Origin of the sequence: Pseudomonas farris, assembly GCF_019145235.1 — a bacterium.
GTDB lineage: Bacteria > Pseudomonadota > Gammaproteobacteria > Pseudomonadales > Pseudomonadaceae > Aquipseudomonas > Aquipseudomonas farris.
Genome location: NZ_JAHSTV010000005.1, coordinates 207,292 through 221,975 on the forward strand (window position 1 = coordinate 207,292; position 14,684 = coordinate 221,975).

15 protein-coding genes are annotated in these 14,684 nt (G+C 59.5%); 7 read left to right on the top strand and 8 right to left on the bottom strand.

Features of this window, described 5'->3' with window-relative positions:
• Positions 1–152 precede the first annotated feature (152 nt).
• Positions 153–2,444, top strand: coding sequence for a beta-glucosidase BglX (bglX, locus tag KVG95_RS12280; protein ID WP_217856648.1), 2,292 nt, complete (start codon positions 153–155; stop codon positions 2,442–2,444).
• A 141-nt stretch (positions 2,445–2,585) separates the two neighbouring features.
• On the opposite strand, the gene KVG95_RS12285 is transcribed toward bglX, so the two are convergent.
• The 5 genes from KVG95_RS12285 to KVG95_RS12305 form a co-directional block, all read right to left on the bottom strand.
• Positions 2,586–3,743, bottom strand: coding sequence for a phospholipase D-like domain-containing protein (locus tag KVG95_RS12285; RefSeq protein ID WP_201059815.1), 1,158 nt, complete (start codon positions 3,741–3,743; stop codon positions 2,586–2,588).
• A 2-nt stretch (positions 3,744–3,745) separates the two neighbouring features.
• On the bottom strand, positions 3,746–4,336 hold the full coding sequence (locus KVG95_RS12290; RefSeq protein WP_217856649.1) for a YceI family protein: 591 nt from the start codon (positions 4,334–4,336) through the stop codon (positions 3,746–3,748).
• Positions 4,337–4,568: 232 nt separating this feature from the next.
• A complete protein-coding gene (locus KVG95_RS12295) occupies positions 4,569–4,898 on the bottom strand; it encodes an amidase (RefSeq protein WP_217856650.1) in 330 nt (109 codons plus the stop codon).
• Positions 4,895–5,989: a serine hydrolase domain-containing protein gene (locus KVG95_RS12300; protein WP_217856651.1), complete on the bottom strand. Its 1,095-nt coding sequence runs from the start codon at positions 5,987–5,989 to the stop codon at positions 4,895–4,897. Before KVG95_RS12300 ends, KVG95_RS12295 begins: the two co-directional genes overlap by 4 nt.
• Positions 5,990–6,173: 184 nt before the next feature.
• A complete protein-coding gene (locus KVG95_RS12305; protein WP_217856652.1) occupies positions 6,174–7,061 on the bottom strand; it encodes an acyl-CoA dehydrogenase middle domain-containing protein in 888 nt (295 codons plus the stop codon).
• A gap of 154 nt (positions 7,062–7,215) precedes the next feature.
• Between KVG95_RS12305 and olsB the strand changes: the two genes are divergently transcribed.
• Positions 7,216–7,971, top strand: coding sequence for an L-ornithine N(alpha)-acyltransferase (gene olsB, locus KVG95_RS12310; protein ID WP_007903792.1), 756 nt, complete (start codon positions 7,216–7,218; stop codon positions 7,969–7,971).
• A complete protein-coding gene (locus tag KVG95_RS12315) occupies positions 7,971–8,762 on the top strand; it encodes a lysophospholipid acyltransferase family protein (protein WP_217856653.1) in 792 nt (263 codons plus the stop codon). The genes olsB and KVG95_RS12315 overlap by 1 nt, the downstream gene beginning before the upstream one ends.
• Before the next feature lie 101 nt (positions 8,763–8,863).
• Here the strand turns inward: KVG95_RS12315 and KVG95_RS12320 are convergent, their stop codons facing one another.
• Entirely contained in the window at positions 8,864–9,439 is a 576-nt protein-coding gene (locus KVG95_RS12320; protein WP_048393969.1) for an acyl carrier protein phosphodiesterase, read from the bottom strand.
• A gap of 154 nt (positions 9,440–9,593) precedes the next feature.
• On the opposite strand from KVG95_RS12320, the gene KVG95_RS12325 reads away from it, so the two are divergent.
• The 4 genes from KVG95_RS12325 to KVG95_RS12340 all read left to right on the top strand — a co-directional run bounded on the left by KVG95_RS12325 (position 9,594) and on the right by KVG95_RS12340 (position 12,762).
• Positions 9,594–9,914, top strand: coding sequence for an ArsR/SmtB family transcription factor (locus KVG95_RS12325; protein WP_052966917.1), 321 nt, complete (start codon positions 9,594–9,596; stop codon positions 9,912–9,914).
• 2 nt (positions 9,915–9,916) lie between these two features.
• The gene (locus KVG95_RS12330) at positions 9,917–11,083 is read left to right on the top strand and encodes an MFS transporter (protein WP_217856654.1); all 1,167 of its coding nucleotides are present in this window, start codon (positions 9,917–9,919) and stop codon (positions 11,081–11,083) included.
• A gap of 20 nt (positions 11,084–11,103) precedes the next feature.
• Positions 11,104–12,153, top strand: coding sequence for an alkene reductase (locus KVG95_RS12335; RefSeq protein WP_217856655.1), 1,050 nt, complete (start codon positions 11,104–11,106; stop codon positions 12,151–12,153).
• Positions 12,154–12,312: 159 nt separating this feature from the next.
• Positions 12,313–12,762, top strand: a complete 450-nt coding sequence (locus KVG95_RS12340; protein ID WP_217856656.1) for a hypothetical protein — start codon at positions 12,313–12,315, stop codon at positions 12,760–12,762.
• A gap of 35 nt (positions 12,763–12,797) precedes the next feature.
• Here the strand turns inward: KVG95_RS12340 and KVG95_RS12345 are convergent, their stop codons facing one another.
• Both KVG95_RS12345 and emhR read right to left on the bottom strand, forming a co-directional pair.
• Positions 12,798–13,688, bottom strand: coding sequence for a DMT family transporter (locus KVG95_RS12345; protein WP_217856657.1), 891 nt, complete (start codon positions 13,686–13,688; stop codon positions 12,798–12,800).
• A gap of 162 nt (positions 13,689–13,850) precedes the next feature.
• Positions 13,851–14,483, bottom strand: coding sequence for an efflux system transcriptional repressor EmhR (emhR, locus tag KVG95_RS12350; protein WP_217856658.1), 633 nt, complete (start codon positions 14,481–14,483; stop codon positions 13,851–13,853).
• Positions 14,484–14,684: the final 201 nt, after the last annotated feature.

Sequence of the window (14,684 nt, forward strand, 5' to 3'; positions counted from 1 at the left end):
ACTGGATTGCATCGAGCCAATGGGCTAAAAGATGCCCAGCACTGAGACTCTGCAGAAGTGTGCTGCATTTACCTGAACAACAATAGTCGCTCCCCAAATTTTGGCTGACCGGCGTGTATTCACTGCCGTTTAGGCTTTTGAGAAAACAATTCATGAAGAAGCTGTGTTTGCTGGGCCTGTTCGTCAGCCTGGCCAGTCATACCGTATTGGCCGCCACGACGCCCGCACCTATAGAGAACAAGGACGCCTTCATCAGCCACCTGATGAAGCAAATGACCCTCGATGAAAAGATCGGCCAGTTGCGCCTGATCAGCATCGGTCCGGAAATGCCTCGGGAGATGATCCGCAAGGAGATCGCTGCCGGCAATATCGGCGGCACCTTCAACTCGATCACCCGCGCCGAAAACCGTCCGATGCAGGACGCGGCCATGCGCAGCCGGTTGAAGATCCCGATGTTCTTCGCCTATGACGTGATCCACGGCCACCGCACCATTTTCCCGATTCCGCTGGCCCTGGCCTCGAGCTGGGACATGGACGCCATTGGTCGCTCCGGGCGCATCGCCGCCCAGGAAGCGGCGGCTGACAGCCTCGACATCACCTTCGCGCCGATGGTCGATATCTCCCGCGACCCACGCTGGGGCCGCACGTCCGAAGGCTTCGGCGAAGACACTTATCTGGTTTCGCGAATCGCTGGCGTAATGGTCAGGGCGTTCCAGGGCACCGGTGCGAACGCGGCCGACAGCATCATGGCCAGCGTCAAGCATTTTGCCTTGTACGGCGCGGTCGAGGGCGGTCGCGACTACAACGTCGTCGACATGAGCCCGGTCAAGATGTACCAGGATTACCTGCCGCCATACCGCGCGGCGATTGACGCCGGTGCCGGCGGGGTGATGGTTGCGCTGAACTCGATCAACGGCGTGCCGGCCACCGCCAACACCTGGCTGATGAACGACCTGCTGCGCAAGGAATGGGGCTTCAAGGGCCTGGCGGTCAGTGATCACGGGGCAATTTTCGAGCTGATCAAGCACGGCGTCGCCGCTGACGGTCGCGAAGCCGCGAAGCTGGCGATCAAGGCCGGCATCGACATGAGCATGAACGACACCCTCTATGGCAAGGAATTGCCAGTGCTGTTGAAGGCCGGTGAGATCGAACAGAAAGACATCGACAACGCCGTGCGTGAAGTGCTCGCCGCCAAGTACGACATGGGCCTGTTCAAAGACCCGTACCTGCGCATCGGCAAGGCCGAGGATGACCCGGCCGACACCTATGCCGAAAGCCGCCTGCACCGCGCCGAGGCCCGTGATGTTGCGCGCCGCAGCCTGGTGTTGCTGAAGAACCAGGGCGAAACCCTGCCGTTGAAGAAAACCGCGAAAATCGCTCTGGTCGGTCCACTGGCCAAGGCGCCGATCGACATGATGGGCAGTTGGGCCGCTGCTGGCCGTCCCGAGCAATCGGTGACCTTGTTCGACGGCATGACCAATGCGCTTGGCGCGCAGTCGACGCTGATCTACGCCCGTGGCGCGAACATCACCAGCGACAAGAAAATCCTCGATTACCTGAACTTCCTCAACTTCGATGCACCGGAAGTGGTGGATGATCCGCGCTCGGCCAATGTGTTGATCGATGAAGCGGTCAAGGCTGCCAAGCAAGCGGATGTGGTGGTGGCAGCGGTGGGCGAATCCCGTGGCATGTCCCACGAATCGTCGAGCCGCACCGACCTCAACATCCCGGCCGCCCAGCGCGAGCTGATCAGGGCGTTGAAAGCCACCGGCAAACCGCTGGTGCTGGTGTTGATGAATGGCCGTCCGCTGTCGATTCTCGAAGAGAACGAGCAGGCTGACGCGATTCTGGAAACCTGGTTCAGCGGCACCGAAGGCGGCAACGCCATCGCTGACGTGCTATTCGGCGACTACAACCCGTCGGGCAAACTGCCGATCACCATCCCGCGCTCGGTGGGTCAGATTCCGACCTACTACAACCACCTGAGCATTGGCCGGCCGTTCACACCGGGCAAACCGGGCAACTACACCTCGCAGTATTTCGAAGACACCACCGGACCGCTGTTCCCGTTCGGCTTCGGTCTGAGCTACACCCAGTTCAGCCTGACTGACATGGCGCTGTCGTCGACCACACTGAACAAGACTGGCAAGCTCGACGCCAGCGTCGTGGTGAAGAACACCGGCAAGCGTGACGGCGAAACTGTGGTGCAGCTGTACATCCAGGACGTGACCGGCTCGATGATCCGCCCGGTCAAGGAACTCAAGAACTTCCAGAAAGTATTGGTCAAGGCCGGCGAACAGAAAGTCGTGCACTTCACCATCACCGAGGATGACCTGAAGTTCTACAACGCCCAGCTCAAGTACGCCGCAGAACCGGGCAAGTTCAACGTGCAGATCGGCCTGGACTCCCAGGACGTGACGCAGCAGAGCTTTGAGTTGCTGTAACCCCTGACACACCGCAAAACAAATGTGGGAGCGGGCTTGCTCGCGAAGACGGCTTAACATTCAACAAAGATGCTGAATGTCAGACCGCTTTCGCGAGCAAGCCCGCTCCCACATTAGGTCAGGGTGTTTGGAGGAATGTATTCAGCCCCGTCGATCCAGCAAATTCACCACCAGCCGATCCACCCATCCCCACACCCTCTGCTTGACCCGCCGCCACAACGGTCGGCGTTTCCATGCTTCGAGGCTGACTTCCTGGCTCAGGGCAAAGTCATTTTCGAAACTCGCCGCCACCGCCCGGGTCAGTCCGGGGTCCAGGGCTTCGAGGTTGGCTTCCAGATTGAAACGCAGATTCCAGTGATCGAAGTTGCATGAGCCGATGCTTACCCAGTCATCGATCAACACCATTTTCAGGTGCAGGAAACACGGCTGGTACTCGAAGATTTTCACCCCGGACCTGAGCAGACGCGGGTAGTAGCGATGCCCGGCGTAGCGCACCGATGGGTGATCGGTGCGCGGCCCGGTCAGCAGCAGCCGCACATCGACGCCACGAGCTGCCGCCCGGCGCAGTGAGCGGCGGACCTTCCAGGTCGGCAGAAAATACGGCGTGGCCAGCCAGATTCGGCGTTGGCCACTGTTCAGCGCGCGAACCAGCGATTGCAGAATATCGCGGTGTTGGCGGGCGTCGGCATAGGCGACCCGGCCCATGCCCTCGCCCATGGCCGGCACTCGCGGCAAGCGCGGCAAACCGAAGTGCGCAGTGGGTTTCCAGGCGCGCCGATGGCGGTTGGCGATCCATTGGCGATCGAACAGCAACTGCCAGTCGAGCACCAACGGGCCGCCGATTTCCACCATCACTTCGTGCCATTCGCTGGTGTCTTCACCCGGTGTCCAGAACTCATCGGTGACCCCGGTACCACCGACCACCGCCAGGCATTGATCCACCAGCAGCAGCTTGCGGTGATCGCGATAAAAGTTGCCCACCCAACGGCGCCAGCTCAGACGATTGTAGAAACGCAACTCGACACCGGCGGCGATCAGGCGCTGACGCAAGGTCAGGGTGAACGCCAGGCTGCCATAGTCATCGAACAGGCAGCGCACCCGCACGCCGCGCTCGGCCGCCTGGACCAGCGCCTGAACCATGGCCTCGGCGCAGGCTCCCGCCTCCACCAGGTACAGTTCCAGTTCGACTTGTTCTTCGGCGCGGGCAATCGCTACCAGCATTCGCGGAAAAAACTGCGGGCCATCAATCAGCAGTTCAAAGCGGTTGCCGTCGCGCCACGGGAAAATTGCGCCGCGCATTCTCAGCGCGCCGTGAAAATCAGCACCGCACCCACCGGCACCGACAAACTGATGGCCGACAAACCGGCAACCTTGCGCAAGCTTTCCAGGCCCGGAGCCAGGTCGAAATCTTCAGCGCTGATCACCAAAGGCTCAAGGGTCACCACCTGGAAGCGTCGATCATCGAGACGGGTCGCCAGCAGCTCGGCGTTGTATTGGTGTTGTTTGCCATGCAGGTTGACGGTCAGCGGCAAGCGCAACTCCAGTTGCGCACCGGGCGCCAGGTCGTTGATCGGCCGCAAATCGATTTGCGTGGTGATCAGCGCTTCGGGAAACGTCTGGATCTCGAACAGTTCGTTGCGCATGCGTTCGTCGCGCAACGGAATGCCGCTGTTGACCGACTCCAGCTCGACCTCCACCTGCGCCAGGCCCTTGGGATCGACCTTGCCGTGTAGCACCAGAAAGCGCTGCACTTCGGAGATGTTGGCGTTTTTAGTGCTGATGAAAGACAGCCGCGAGGACTCGCCGTCCAGATACCAATTGGCCTGGGCCGACACGGTGACACCGGCCAGCAGCAGGAAAGCGAGGGTTTTGCAGACAAAGCGGTTGAACATAGAGACTCATGGGCAGATAAACCTGAGCGAACCTTAACTGGCCTGAGGCAGGTTGCAAACTTTCTGTTACTCCGACCCACCCTTTGTGGCGAGGGAGCTTGCTCCCGCTGGAGTGCGAAGCGCTCCCAAAATCAGACAATGAGTTCTTCCAGTCAGACCTCGGCCGCTGGTATTACGACTGCTTCGCAGCCGAGCGGGAGCAAGCTCCCTCGCCACAAAAAAACTGACCCTGTCAGGGTTGCAGGCGACAGCCTTGGCGTTCACCAAACCAAACAGCGCTATTGCTGCGTCCCATACCACCAACCGTCACACGCTTGTTCGCGGCGTCATCGACGAACCCGCTGGTGGGCAAATACTGCTTCACATAGCTCTGGCAATACTCCATAGGATTGTTCATCACATAGCGGCACGAGCAGTATTCCTTGGCGGTGTAGGCGCTGATGATGTCCGGGAAAGCCAATAACGCCACTCGCTCCTGCCAGATCCAGCCAAGCAAGGCGATCAGCAGCACCAGCAACAGCGTGCTGAACGGCCGACGACGAATAAAACGGCGGCGGCTCATGGCTGCACCTTCATGGCAAACGCCCTGAGCGCGAGTTTGAGCAATTCGTTGTGCCGATAACTGCCATCGCGATCATCGCCGTAGCGCACGATCACCAGCTTCTCGCTGGGAATCACGTACATCGCCTGACCCCAATGGCCCAGCGCGGCGAAGGTATCGGCGGGGGCATCGGGCCAAGGTTGTGTCGCGCCATCCACCGCGCGATTGAGCCACCAGTGACCGCCGGGCACTGCTTCATCCTGGTTGGCTTGATAGCCAGCGTAAGGATCACGACTGAAGTCGACCCAATCTTTGGGCAACAATTGCCGCTCGCGCCAACGACCGTCGCGCACCATCAACAGCCCCACCCGCGCCAGATCCCGGGCGGTGAGGTAGGCATAGGACGATGCGACAAACGTGCTCGTGGCATCCGCTTCCCAAACCGCACTGCGAATCCCCAAGGGTTCGAACAGCGCAGTCCATGGATAATCAGGATAACGGGTCGGGCCGACGATGGTTTTAAGCGCAGCGGACAGCAGGTTGCTGTCGCCGCTGGAGTAGCGGAATGCCTGACCGGGCTTGGCGTACTCGTCATGGTTGGCGGTGAACGCGGCCATGTCGCGGTGACCACGGGTGTAAAGCATGGCCACCACCGACGACTTCAATGGGGCGTATTCATAGTCTTCCTGCCAGTCCAGGCCCGAGGCCCAGTGCAGCAGGTCGGCCATGGTCATGGCGGGATGTTTTTCCAGTGGAGGATAGAACCGCACTGCCGGGTCCTGCAGTTTGAACAGCCCTTCGCCATAGGCCACCCCGAGCACCGCGGCCATCAGGCTTTTGCTGATCGACCAGGTCAGATGCGGCGTTTGGGCAGTGGTCGGTCCGGCGTAGCGTTCGTAGACGAGTTCGCCGTCGCGGATCACCAGCAAGGCATCGGTGCGAATGCCTTGGTGAGTGGCATCGTCGCGGGGTGGGAAGGCGTAACTCTCCAGGGCCTGAAGTGCCGGCCCAGTGACTTTCGGGCCGGGAGGCCATTGCTCGGCTGGCCAGTTTTCAGCGTGGACCGCGAGGCTGAGCAGCAGCATGACAATCAGGGACAAGCCTTTGAACATGAGGGGTGCTCGGAGGGATGAACCTGCAGAGCCTAGTCGAGCTTGATGACAGTTCTGGGATTTGTGTTGCCAATGAGGCCGCCTTCGCGAGCAAGCCCGCTCCCACAGGGGATTTGTGGTGAGCACAAAATGTGTGAACACCGCAGATCAACTGTGGGAGCGGGCTTGCTCGCGAAGAGGCCCATCAACCCAGCGAAGATCCCGCCAACGCCTTGGCCAACCGCTTCCCCCGAGCCCCTGCCGCCAAATCCATCACGGACTGATCGCGCTGCCACATCGCCGCCCATTGTGGCGGGCCATCGGCCAGGGCCTGATTCACTTCAGCCTTGAGCCCATCGAACTGCGCAAATAACCCGCCCAGCAATACATGCCCGGCCGGATTGTTCGGCGCCTGGCGGCTGACTTCCGCGCACCCGGCCAGCAGCGCCAGCAAGCGCAGTTGCAAGGTTTGCGGCCAGTCGCTGTCCTGGCCGACGCCGAACAGCCACGCGGTCATGGCGCTCAGCACATAAATGTCTTCCAGGGTTCGGAACGGTTTGACGTACGCATCCCAGCCATCCCCTGCGAGCAATTCACACAGTGCGTTGTCGAGAAACAACCGGCCGTGGCTTATGTCTGGCATCAGAGGCATCGGCGCGAGTTTTTCCAGACGCACACCCGGTTCGCCGGGGTAAACCACCGCAAGGTTCAAGCGCGGCACTTCGCCGGGTTCTTCACTGCGAGCAGCGACCAATAGCCAGTCGGCGGCATCGCCAGCGGTGACGAAATCCTTGCGACCGCTCAGGCGCAAATCGCGCAGCCGGGTCTGCATGTCCGCCACCCGCAAACTGCGCTGTTCGGTCGCGCACAACGCGCCGAGGCTCAGCGGCGCGCTCGGCCAGAGCATGCGCAACGCCGCCTGATAACCCACCAGAAATGCCAGCCCTGGCGTCGCCATCAGCCGTCCGCCGGCCACCGCCAATTCGAACGGCGACACCGTGCCCAATTGTTGCAACAAGGCTGCGAAGCCTTCGCCCAGGTCCGGGTTGGTGGGCAGACGATCGCGGCGTTTCAACAGGGTTTGCCAGGGCATAAGAGGCTCCTTGTGGGCTGTCATATAAGCATCACCAAAGCTTCATGGCGATGACACCGGGGCTACATAGCCTGACTTTGCACAACACGGCTGCATAAAGAAAGTCGATCGGCTGCAACCCAAGACGGGTGGCCAGCCCGTACGGAGACTCACAATGACTCAGATCGCCCGCATCAGCGACACCGGCAATGAACGCCGCCTGCAAGCCGAACGCCTGGTGGGCGCCGAGGCGTTGCAGGAAGCCCAGGCCTTGCGCTTCAACGTGTTCAGCGGCGAATTCAACGCCAAGCTGAAAGGCGCGGAGCTGGGTCTGGACATGGATGACTATGATGTTCACTGCGCCCACATCGGCGTGCGTGACTTGAACACCGGGCGCCTGGTGGCGACTACTCGTTTGCTCGACCACACAGCGGCCAGCAGTCTGGGCAAGTTCTACAGCGAAGAAGAATTCAGTCTGCATGGTCTGGTCCATCTGAAAGGCCCGATCCTGGAAATCGGTCGCACCTGCGTCGACCCGGCCTACCGCAACGGCGGCACTATCGCCGTGCTCTGGGGTGAACTGGCCGAAGTGCTGAACCAGGGCGGCTACAGCTATTTGATGGGGTGCGCGAGCATTCCGATGCAGGACGGCGGCATTCAGGCCCACGCGATCATGCAGCGCCTGCGCGAACGCTACCTGTGCACCGAACACCTGCGGGCCGAGCCGAAAAAACCACTGCCGACGCTGGATATTCCGTCCAACGTCATCGCCGAAATGCCGCCGCTGCTCAAGGCCTACATGCGCCTGGGCGCAAAAATCTGCGGCGAGCCGTGCTGGGACGAAGACTTCCAGGTGGCCGACGTGTTCATCCTGCTCAAGCGCGACGAGCTCTGCCCGCGTTATGCCAAGCACTTCAAGGCGGCTGTGTAATGAGCCGCTTGCGGGTGTACGCGCGAATTGCGCGAGTGCTTTTGGTGGTGACGCTGGGCTTGACCATGGCCAGTGTGTTCGGGTTGTTCGAGCGACTGGGGATTGCCCATTCGATGGTCCGTCGCCAGCGCTGGTCGCGTTTTTTCATGGCGCGGCTGAGCAATGCCCTGCCCTTTCGCGTAACCGTGCATGGTGAATTGCCGAAGGCGCCGATGCTCTGGGTCAGCAATCACGTGTCCTGGACCGACATTCCGTTGCTGGGCATGCTCACACCGCTGTCGTTCCTGTCCAAGGCCGAAGTGCGCACCTGGCCGGTGGCGGGCTGGTTGGCGGCCAAGGCCGGCAGCCTGTTCATTCGCCGTGGTTCAGGCGACAGTCAGTTAATCCGTAAACAAATGACCCGCCATCTGGAGCAGGAACATCCGCTGCTGATGTTCCCCGAAGGCACCACCACTGATGGCCGCTCGCTGCGCACATTTCATGGTCGTTTGCTGTCAGCGGCGATCGATTCCGAAGTGGCGTTGCAACCGGTGGCGATTCGTTATTTGCGCGATGGCGAGCTCGATACCCTGGCACCGTTCATTGGCGATGATGATTTGCTCTCGCACCTGATGCGCTTATTCGCCAATGATCGGGGTGAGGTGGAAATTCATCTGCTCAAGCCGATCGAATGCCAGGACCGGGAACGCGCGGCGCTGGCGTTCGAAGCGCAGCAGGCGGTGCAGAAGGCGTTGTTCGGGGCGATTCCGCAGACACAACAGGAGCCGCTACGCCCTGCGATCGCGGCCTGACACAAATCCCCTGTGGGAACGGGCTTGCTCGCGAAAGCGGTTTGACAGCCAGCACATGTGTTGAATGTGAAGCAGCCTTCGCGAGCAAGCCCGCTCCCACATTAAATTCGCGGTGTCGCAGCGAATGCCTGCAACTCGGGATAGAACAACCGGAAATCCTCGCTCAACGGCTCATACAATCGTCGCAATTCCTGCATCGCCTCGGCCAACTCCTCGGGCCGGGTCAACCTGCGTGAAATCCCCCGCAGCACCTGCTCCAGCACCGCAAATTCCCGGTAAGAACCCAACCAGTCATTGGCCACCATGTGCGGCGCAATCATCGCCAGGCGCTCCGGCAACTGCGGCTCGGCGGACAGCACCCGGTAAACGTCCGAAGTGAACTGCGCCAGCGGACGGTCGGCGTACAACTCCCAGTCCCGTGCCAGGCAGTGGTCGAAAAAAACATCGAGCACGATCCCGGCGTAACGCCTGCGCGTGAGGGAAAACCGCGACAAGGCGATGTCCACCAGCGGATGGCGGTCGGTAAACACGTCGATGCTGCGGTGCAACTGAATGGCCGCTTCGATCTCCGGATCGAACTGCCCTTGCAGCCGTCCTTTGACGAAATCACCATACAGACTGCCGAGCATTTGACCGGGGCGCTGGCCACCGAGGTGCAGATGTGCGAGATAGTTCATGCGCGCAGCTTAACACTGCGCCATCCATATCGTTATAACCCGATATACCGATTTACACGGCCATCAGACCAAAATCATATTGGTATATCGCGAAATACCGATTTAAAGTTCGCCTCATCGCGATATAGCGTTTTACTCATCACGAGCCCAAACCATGACCCTCGACCTCGACGAAATAATAAAAGCGCTGGCACACCCAGTACGCCGAGACATCCTCATCTGGCTGAAAGACCCAAAAGTCCAGTTCCCGGAACAGCTCCACAACCATGAGTACGGCATTTGCGCCGGACAGATCGATCAACGCTGCGGCCTGTCGCAGTCGACCGTGTCCGCCCATTTGGCGACCTTGCAACGGGCGGGACTGATCAGCAGCCAGAAGGCCGGTCAATGGCACTTCTTCAAACGCAACGAGGACGTGATTCAGGCGTTCCTCGACGCCATCGACAAGGAGCTCCGCGCTCCGACAAGGAACTGACAATGCCCCTCTCGCTACTCATTCTGGCCTTGAGCGCCTTCGCCATCGGCACCACCGAGTTCGTCATCATGGGCCTGTTGCCCGAGGTGGCGGCCGATCTCGGTGTGTCGATCCCCGGCGCCGGCTGGCTGGTGACCGGATACGCCCTGGGCGTGGCCATCGGTGCACCGTTCATGGCACTGGCCACCGCCAGACTGCCACGCAAGGCCGCTTTGGTAGCGTTGATGGGCATCTTCATCATCGGCAATCTGCTCTGCGCCCTGGCCAGTGATTACAACGTCTTGATGTTTGCCCGTGTGGTCACCGCGCTGTGTCATGGCGCCTTCTTCGGCATCGGTTCGGTGGTGGCAGCAGGTCTGGTACCGGCCAACAAACGTGCGTCGGCCGTGGCCCTGATGTTCACCGGCCTGACCCTGGCCAACGTCCTCGGCGTGCCGCTGGGCACTGCGCTCGGTCAGGAAGCCGGCTGGCGTTCGACCTTCTGGGCGGTGACCGTGATCGGTGTGATTGCGCTGATTGGTTTGATTCGCTTCCTGCCGGCCAAGCGCGATGAAGAGAAGCTCGACATGCGCGCCGAACTTCGCGCCCTCAAAGGCGCTGGGATCTGGCTGTCACTGAGCATGACTGCGCTGTTCGCCGCCTCGGTCTTCACCTTGTTCACCTATGTCGCCCCGCTGTTGGGCGAGGTCACCGGAGTCTCGCCACGCGGCGTGACCTGGACCTTGATGCTCATCGGCTTGGGCTTGACGGTCGGCAACATCATCGGCGGCAAGCTGGCGGACAAAAGCCTGGCTGCAACGCTGATCGGTGTGTTCATCACCATGGCGGTCGTGTCCACCGTGCTGACCTGGACCAGCATTGCCGTGATCCCGACCGAAATCACCCTGTTCCTCTGGGCCACCGCGTGCTTCGCCGCCGTGCCCGCCCTGCAAGTGAACGTTGTGACCTACGGCAAGGCGGCACCGAACCTGGTGTCGACCCTGAACATCGGCGCTTTCAACGTTGGCAACGCACTCGGTGCGTGGGTCGGCGGCAGCGTCATTGCCCACGGCTTCGGTCTCACCAGCGTGCCGCTCGCAGCAGCCGCACTGGCGGTACTCGCCCTGCTGGTGACCCTGATTACTTTCCGTCAGAGCGGCAATGCCGAACTGGCCCCCGCTACTAACTGATCGCTAAAGAGAGCTATTTCATGACGACTATTTTCGATCCGATCAAACTGGGCGACCTCGAGTTGGCCAACCGCATCATCATGGCGCCGCTGACCCGCTGCCGCGCCGACGAAGGCCGTGTGCCGAACGCGCTGATGGCTGAGTACTACGTGCAACGCGCCTCTGCCGGCCTGATCCTCAGCGAAGCCACGTCGGTGACGCCGATAGGCGTGGGCTACCCGGACACTCCCGGCATCTGGTCCAACGACCAGGTGCGCGGCTGGAGCAACGTGACCAAAGCAATCCACGGCGCTGGCGGCAAAATCTTCCTGCAACTGTGGCACGTGGGTCGGATTTCCCACCCCTTGTACCTGAACGGCGAAGCACCGGTCGCGCCGAGCGCCATCCAGCCTAAGGGTCATGTCAGCCTGGTGCGTCCATTGGCCGACTTCCCAACCCCGCGCGCCCTGGAATCCGCTGAAATCGCCGACATCATCGACGCTTACCGCGTGGGTGCCGAGAACGCCAAGGCTGCCGGTTTCGACGGTGTGGAAATCCACGGCGCCAACGGTTACCTGCTCGACCAGTTCTTGCAAAGCAGCACCAACCAGCGCACCGACAACTATGGCGGCTCCCTGGAAAACCGTGCGCGCCTGTTGCTGGAAGTGACCGATGCCGCCATCGAAATCTGGGGCGCGGGCCGCGTGGGTGTGCACCTGTCACCGCGTGCCGATCTCCATGACATGGGCGACGAAAACCTGTCCGAGACCTTCACCTATGTCGCTCGCGAACTGGGCAAGCGTGGCATCGCCTTCATTTGCTCGCGCGAGAAAGAAGCTGGCGACAGCCTCGGCCCACAACTGAAGGAAGCCTTCGGTGGCCCGTACATCGCCAACGAACGCTTCACCAAGGACAGCGCCAACGAATGGCTGGCCAGCGGCAAGGCTGATGCGGTGGCGTTCGGTGTGCCGTTCATTGCGAACCCGGATCTGCCGGCGCGTTTGAAGGCCGATGCGCCGTTGAATGAAGCACGTCCGGAATTGTTCTATGCGAAGGGGCCGGTCGGTTACATCGATTACCCGGCACTGTAAACAACATCAAAAAACAAGAAGCCCTGCCTCGAAAGAGCCAGGGCTTTTTTCATTTACATACATTTAAATAGTCGCTATTCGAACAATATAAACTTAATCTTCACCCAGCAACTAACGAACTGCAAAACAACAAACTTAATTCAATAAGGACATATAAACATGGATGTTTTAGACCCGAACAAACTTACGGTTCTCCTGCAAATCACCAACGCCACGGATTCTACTTTCTGGCTTGATGATTCCTCTCCAAAGCACCCACCTGTGACTCGCATCGACAAGATCCTCCCTTACCAGACCGTCTTTATGACGTTTGAAGGAGATCCTCATTTGAAGCAGGACATCGACATTGATTACGATATCAAAAAAGAGGTATTCACCACTTACATCTGCTACACCAACTACAAACAAAAAGTACAGTTCGACACCACGCTCAATTATTGCCACAGACAAACTGCGGGCCACCGAATTCCAGAAGTCGAACTCTTCTGGGAAACCAATGCTTACTCTATCGGCGCCGAACCAATCACCTGCGGCGCAGCCCTACAAAATGAAAACCCGGTTTACCCTTACAACTATAAGATGATCGCCTTTATGACACCATCGGCCTGATAAAGGGTTACTCGCAGGTTCTGAAATTAGTCGGATCAACCACGACGCTTGCTTTGATCCCAGGCGACCGCAAGACCGCTGAGGCAAATCACCGCAATCCCGATCACGCCGAAACTGTCCGGGGCATGGTCGAAGATCACATACCCGTAGATCCCGGCAAACAGAATCTGCCCGTAACTGAAGGGTGCCAGCATCGCCGGTGCCGCATGGCGGAAGGCCTGGGTCAGCAACATATGACCGAGCATGCCGCAAGTGCCCAACCCGATCATGAACAGGCCATGTAGCAGCGTCGGCGTGCTCCAGAAGAACGGCAACAGTGCAGTCATGATCAGGCTGTTGAGAATACCGGTGAGAAAGTTGCTGGTGGTCGGGCTGTCGATACCGCTGAGCAGGCGGGTGAGCAATTGATAGAAGCCAAAACACAAGGCCGAGCACAGTGGCAACAAGATCGCCGGGGTGAACAGCGCACCGCCGGGCCGCACGACGATCAACACGCCGACAAATCCACCCAGCACCGCCAGCCACTGATTGCGGGTTACCCGCTCATGCAGCAACGGTACGGATAACGCGGTCACCAATAAAGGAGCAAGAAAGGTGACGGCGGTGGCTTCAGCCAAGGGGATGTAACGCAGGCCGGTAGTGAAAAACAGGCTGGTGCCGATCAGGCACAGGGCGCGTAATAACTGCAAACCCGGACGCTTGGTGCGCACTACCACCGAGAAACCACTGCGTGGCACGAAAATCACCAGCATCAACAAGGTGTGCACCACGTAGCGCGCCCAAACCACCATCACAATCGGATAGAACCCGGACAGGTACTTGGACAACGTGTCGTGACTGGCGAACAACAAAACCGCAAGGCAGATCAGCGCAATACCCTTTATCGGCTGCTCGGCGCCCTTGTAGCCCGGGTTGTTAACATTCATTCACAGACTCGACACAAAATTCCTACAAAATACGTAGCTCGCTACCTATCAACCTGGCAAACGTACGTATATAAAAGCACCCCATTACAGAAAGGCGAGCGAAGCAGGGACATTTCCCCGCTTCAAGTCTTGACACAAATGGATCCAATTACGCATTTTGTTTCAATTGCGCAGGCTCGGACTCCAGCGCAGCATATCCAACCCTGTATCGACGCAACGCTCGGCTTCGGTGTGCAGTTGAAAACTGTCGGGAGCCAACAGCCACTGATACAGGATGCCATCGATATACGCATGCAGGCTGATGGCCGCGCGGGCAGTGTCGAGGTTTTCCGGCAACTGCCCGCGATTCACCGCATTACTCAGGGCCAGAGCGATTCGCACATTGCAATCGAGACTGGCCGTTCGGCGCTGCTGGCGCAGATCGCACATTTCATCGGTGAACTCGCACTTATGAAACAGAATCTCGTTGATGCGCCGGGTTTTCGGGTCCAGGGCAACTTGATGAAACAAATGAATCAGCAGCTTGCGCATGCAGCCCAGCGGATCGAGTTCATCTTCGCTTTCACTGGCCTTGGCCATTTCATCCAGCGGCTCATGCAAGGTATCGAGCATCGCCTGCACCAGATCCGCCTTGTTACTGAAATGCCAGTAGATGGCCCCGCGAGTCACGCCGGCCAGGGTCGCGATATCCGCCAGCGTCGTGCGTGCCACGCCCCGCTCGTAAAAGGCTTTTTCTGCCGCTTCGAGTATCTGGCTTCGGGTTTCTTGAGCTTCCTCTTTGGTACGACGGACCATGGCAGTAAAACCTCAATCAGGGTGCATCAGCGATGTCTGAATATCAGCTGAATAAAAGTGGGGCGAGCGCTCTTGGGCGTCTCATCAGGCCTACAATTCAAACCTTTGAACGGCTTTTGTAACCGTGTGGGTACACCGCCAAGGCCTTTACAAACAACCATGAACGTAAGTATATTCCTTAGCAAGCTACTTATCCACCCG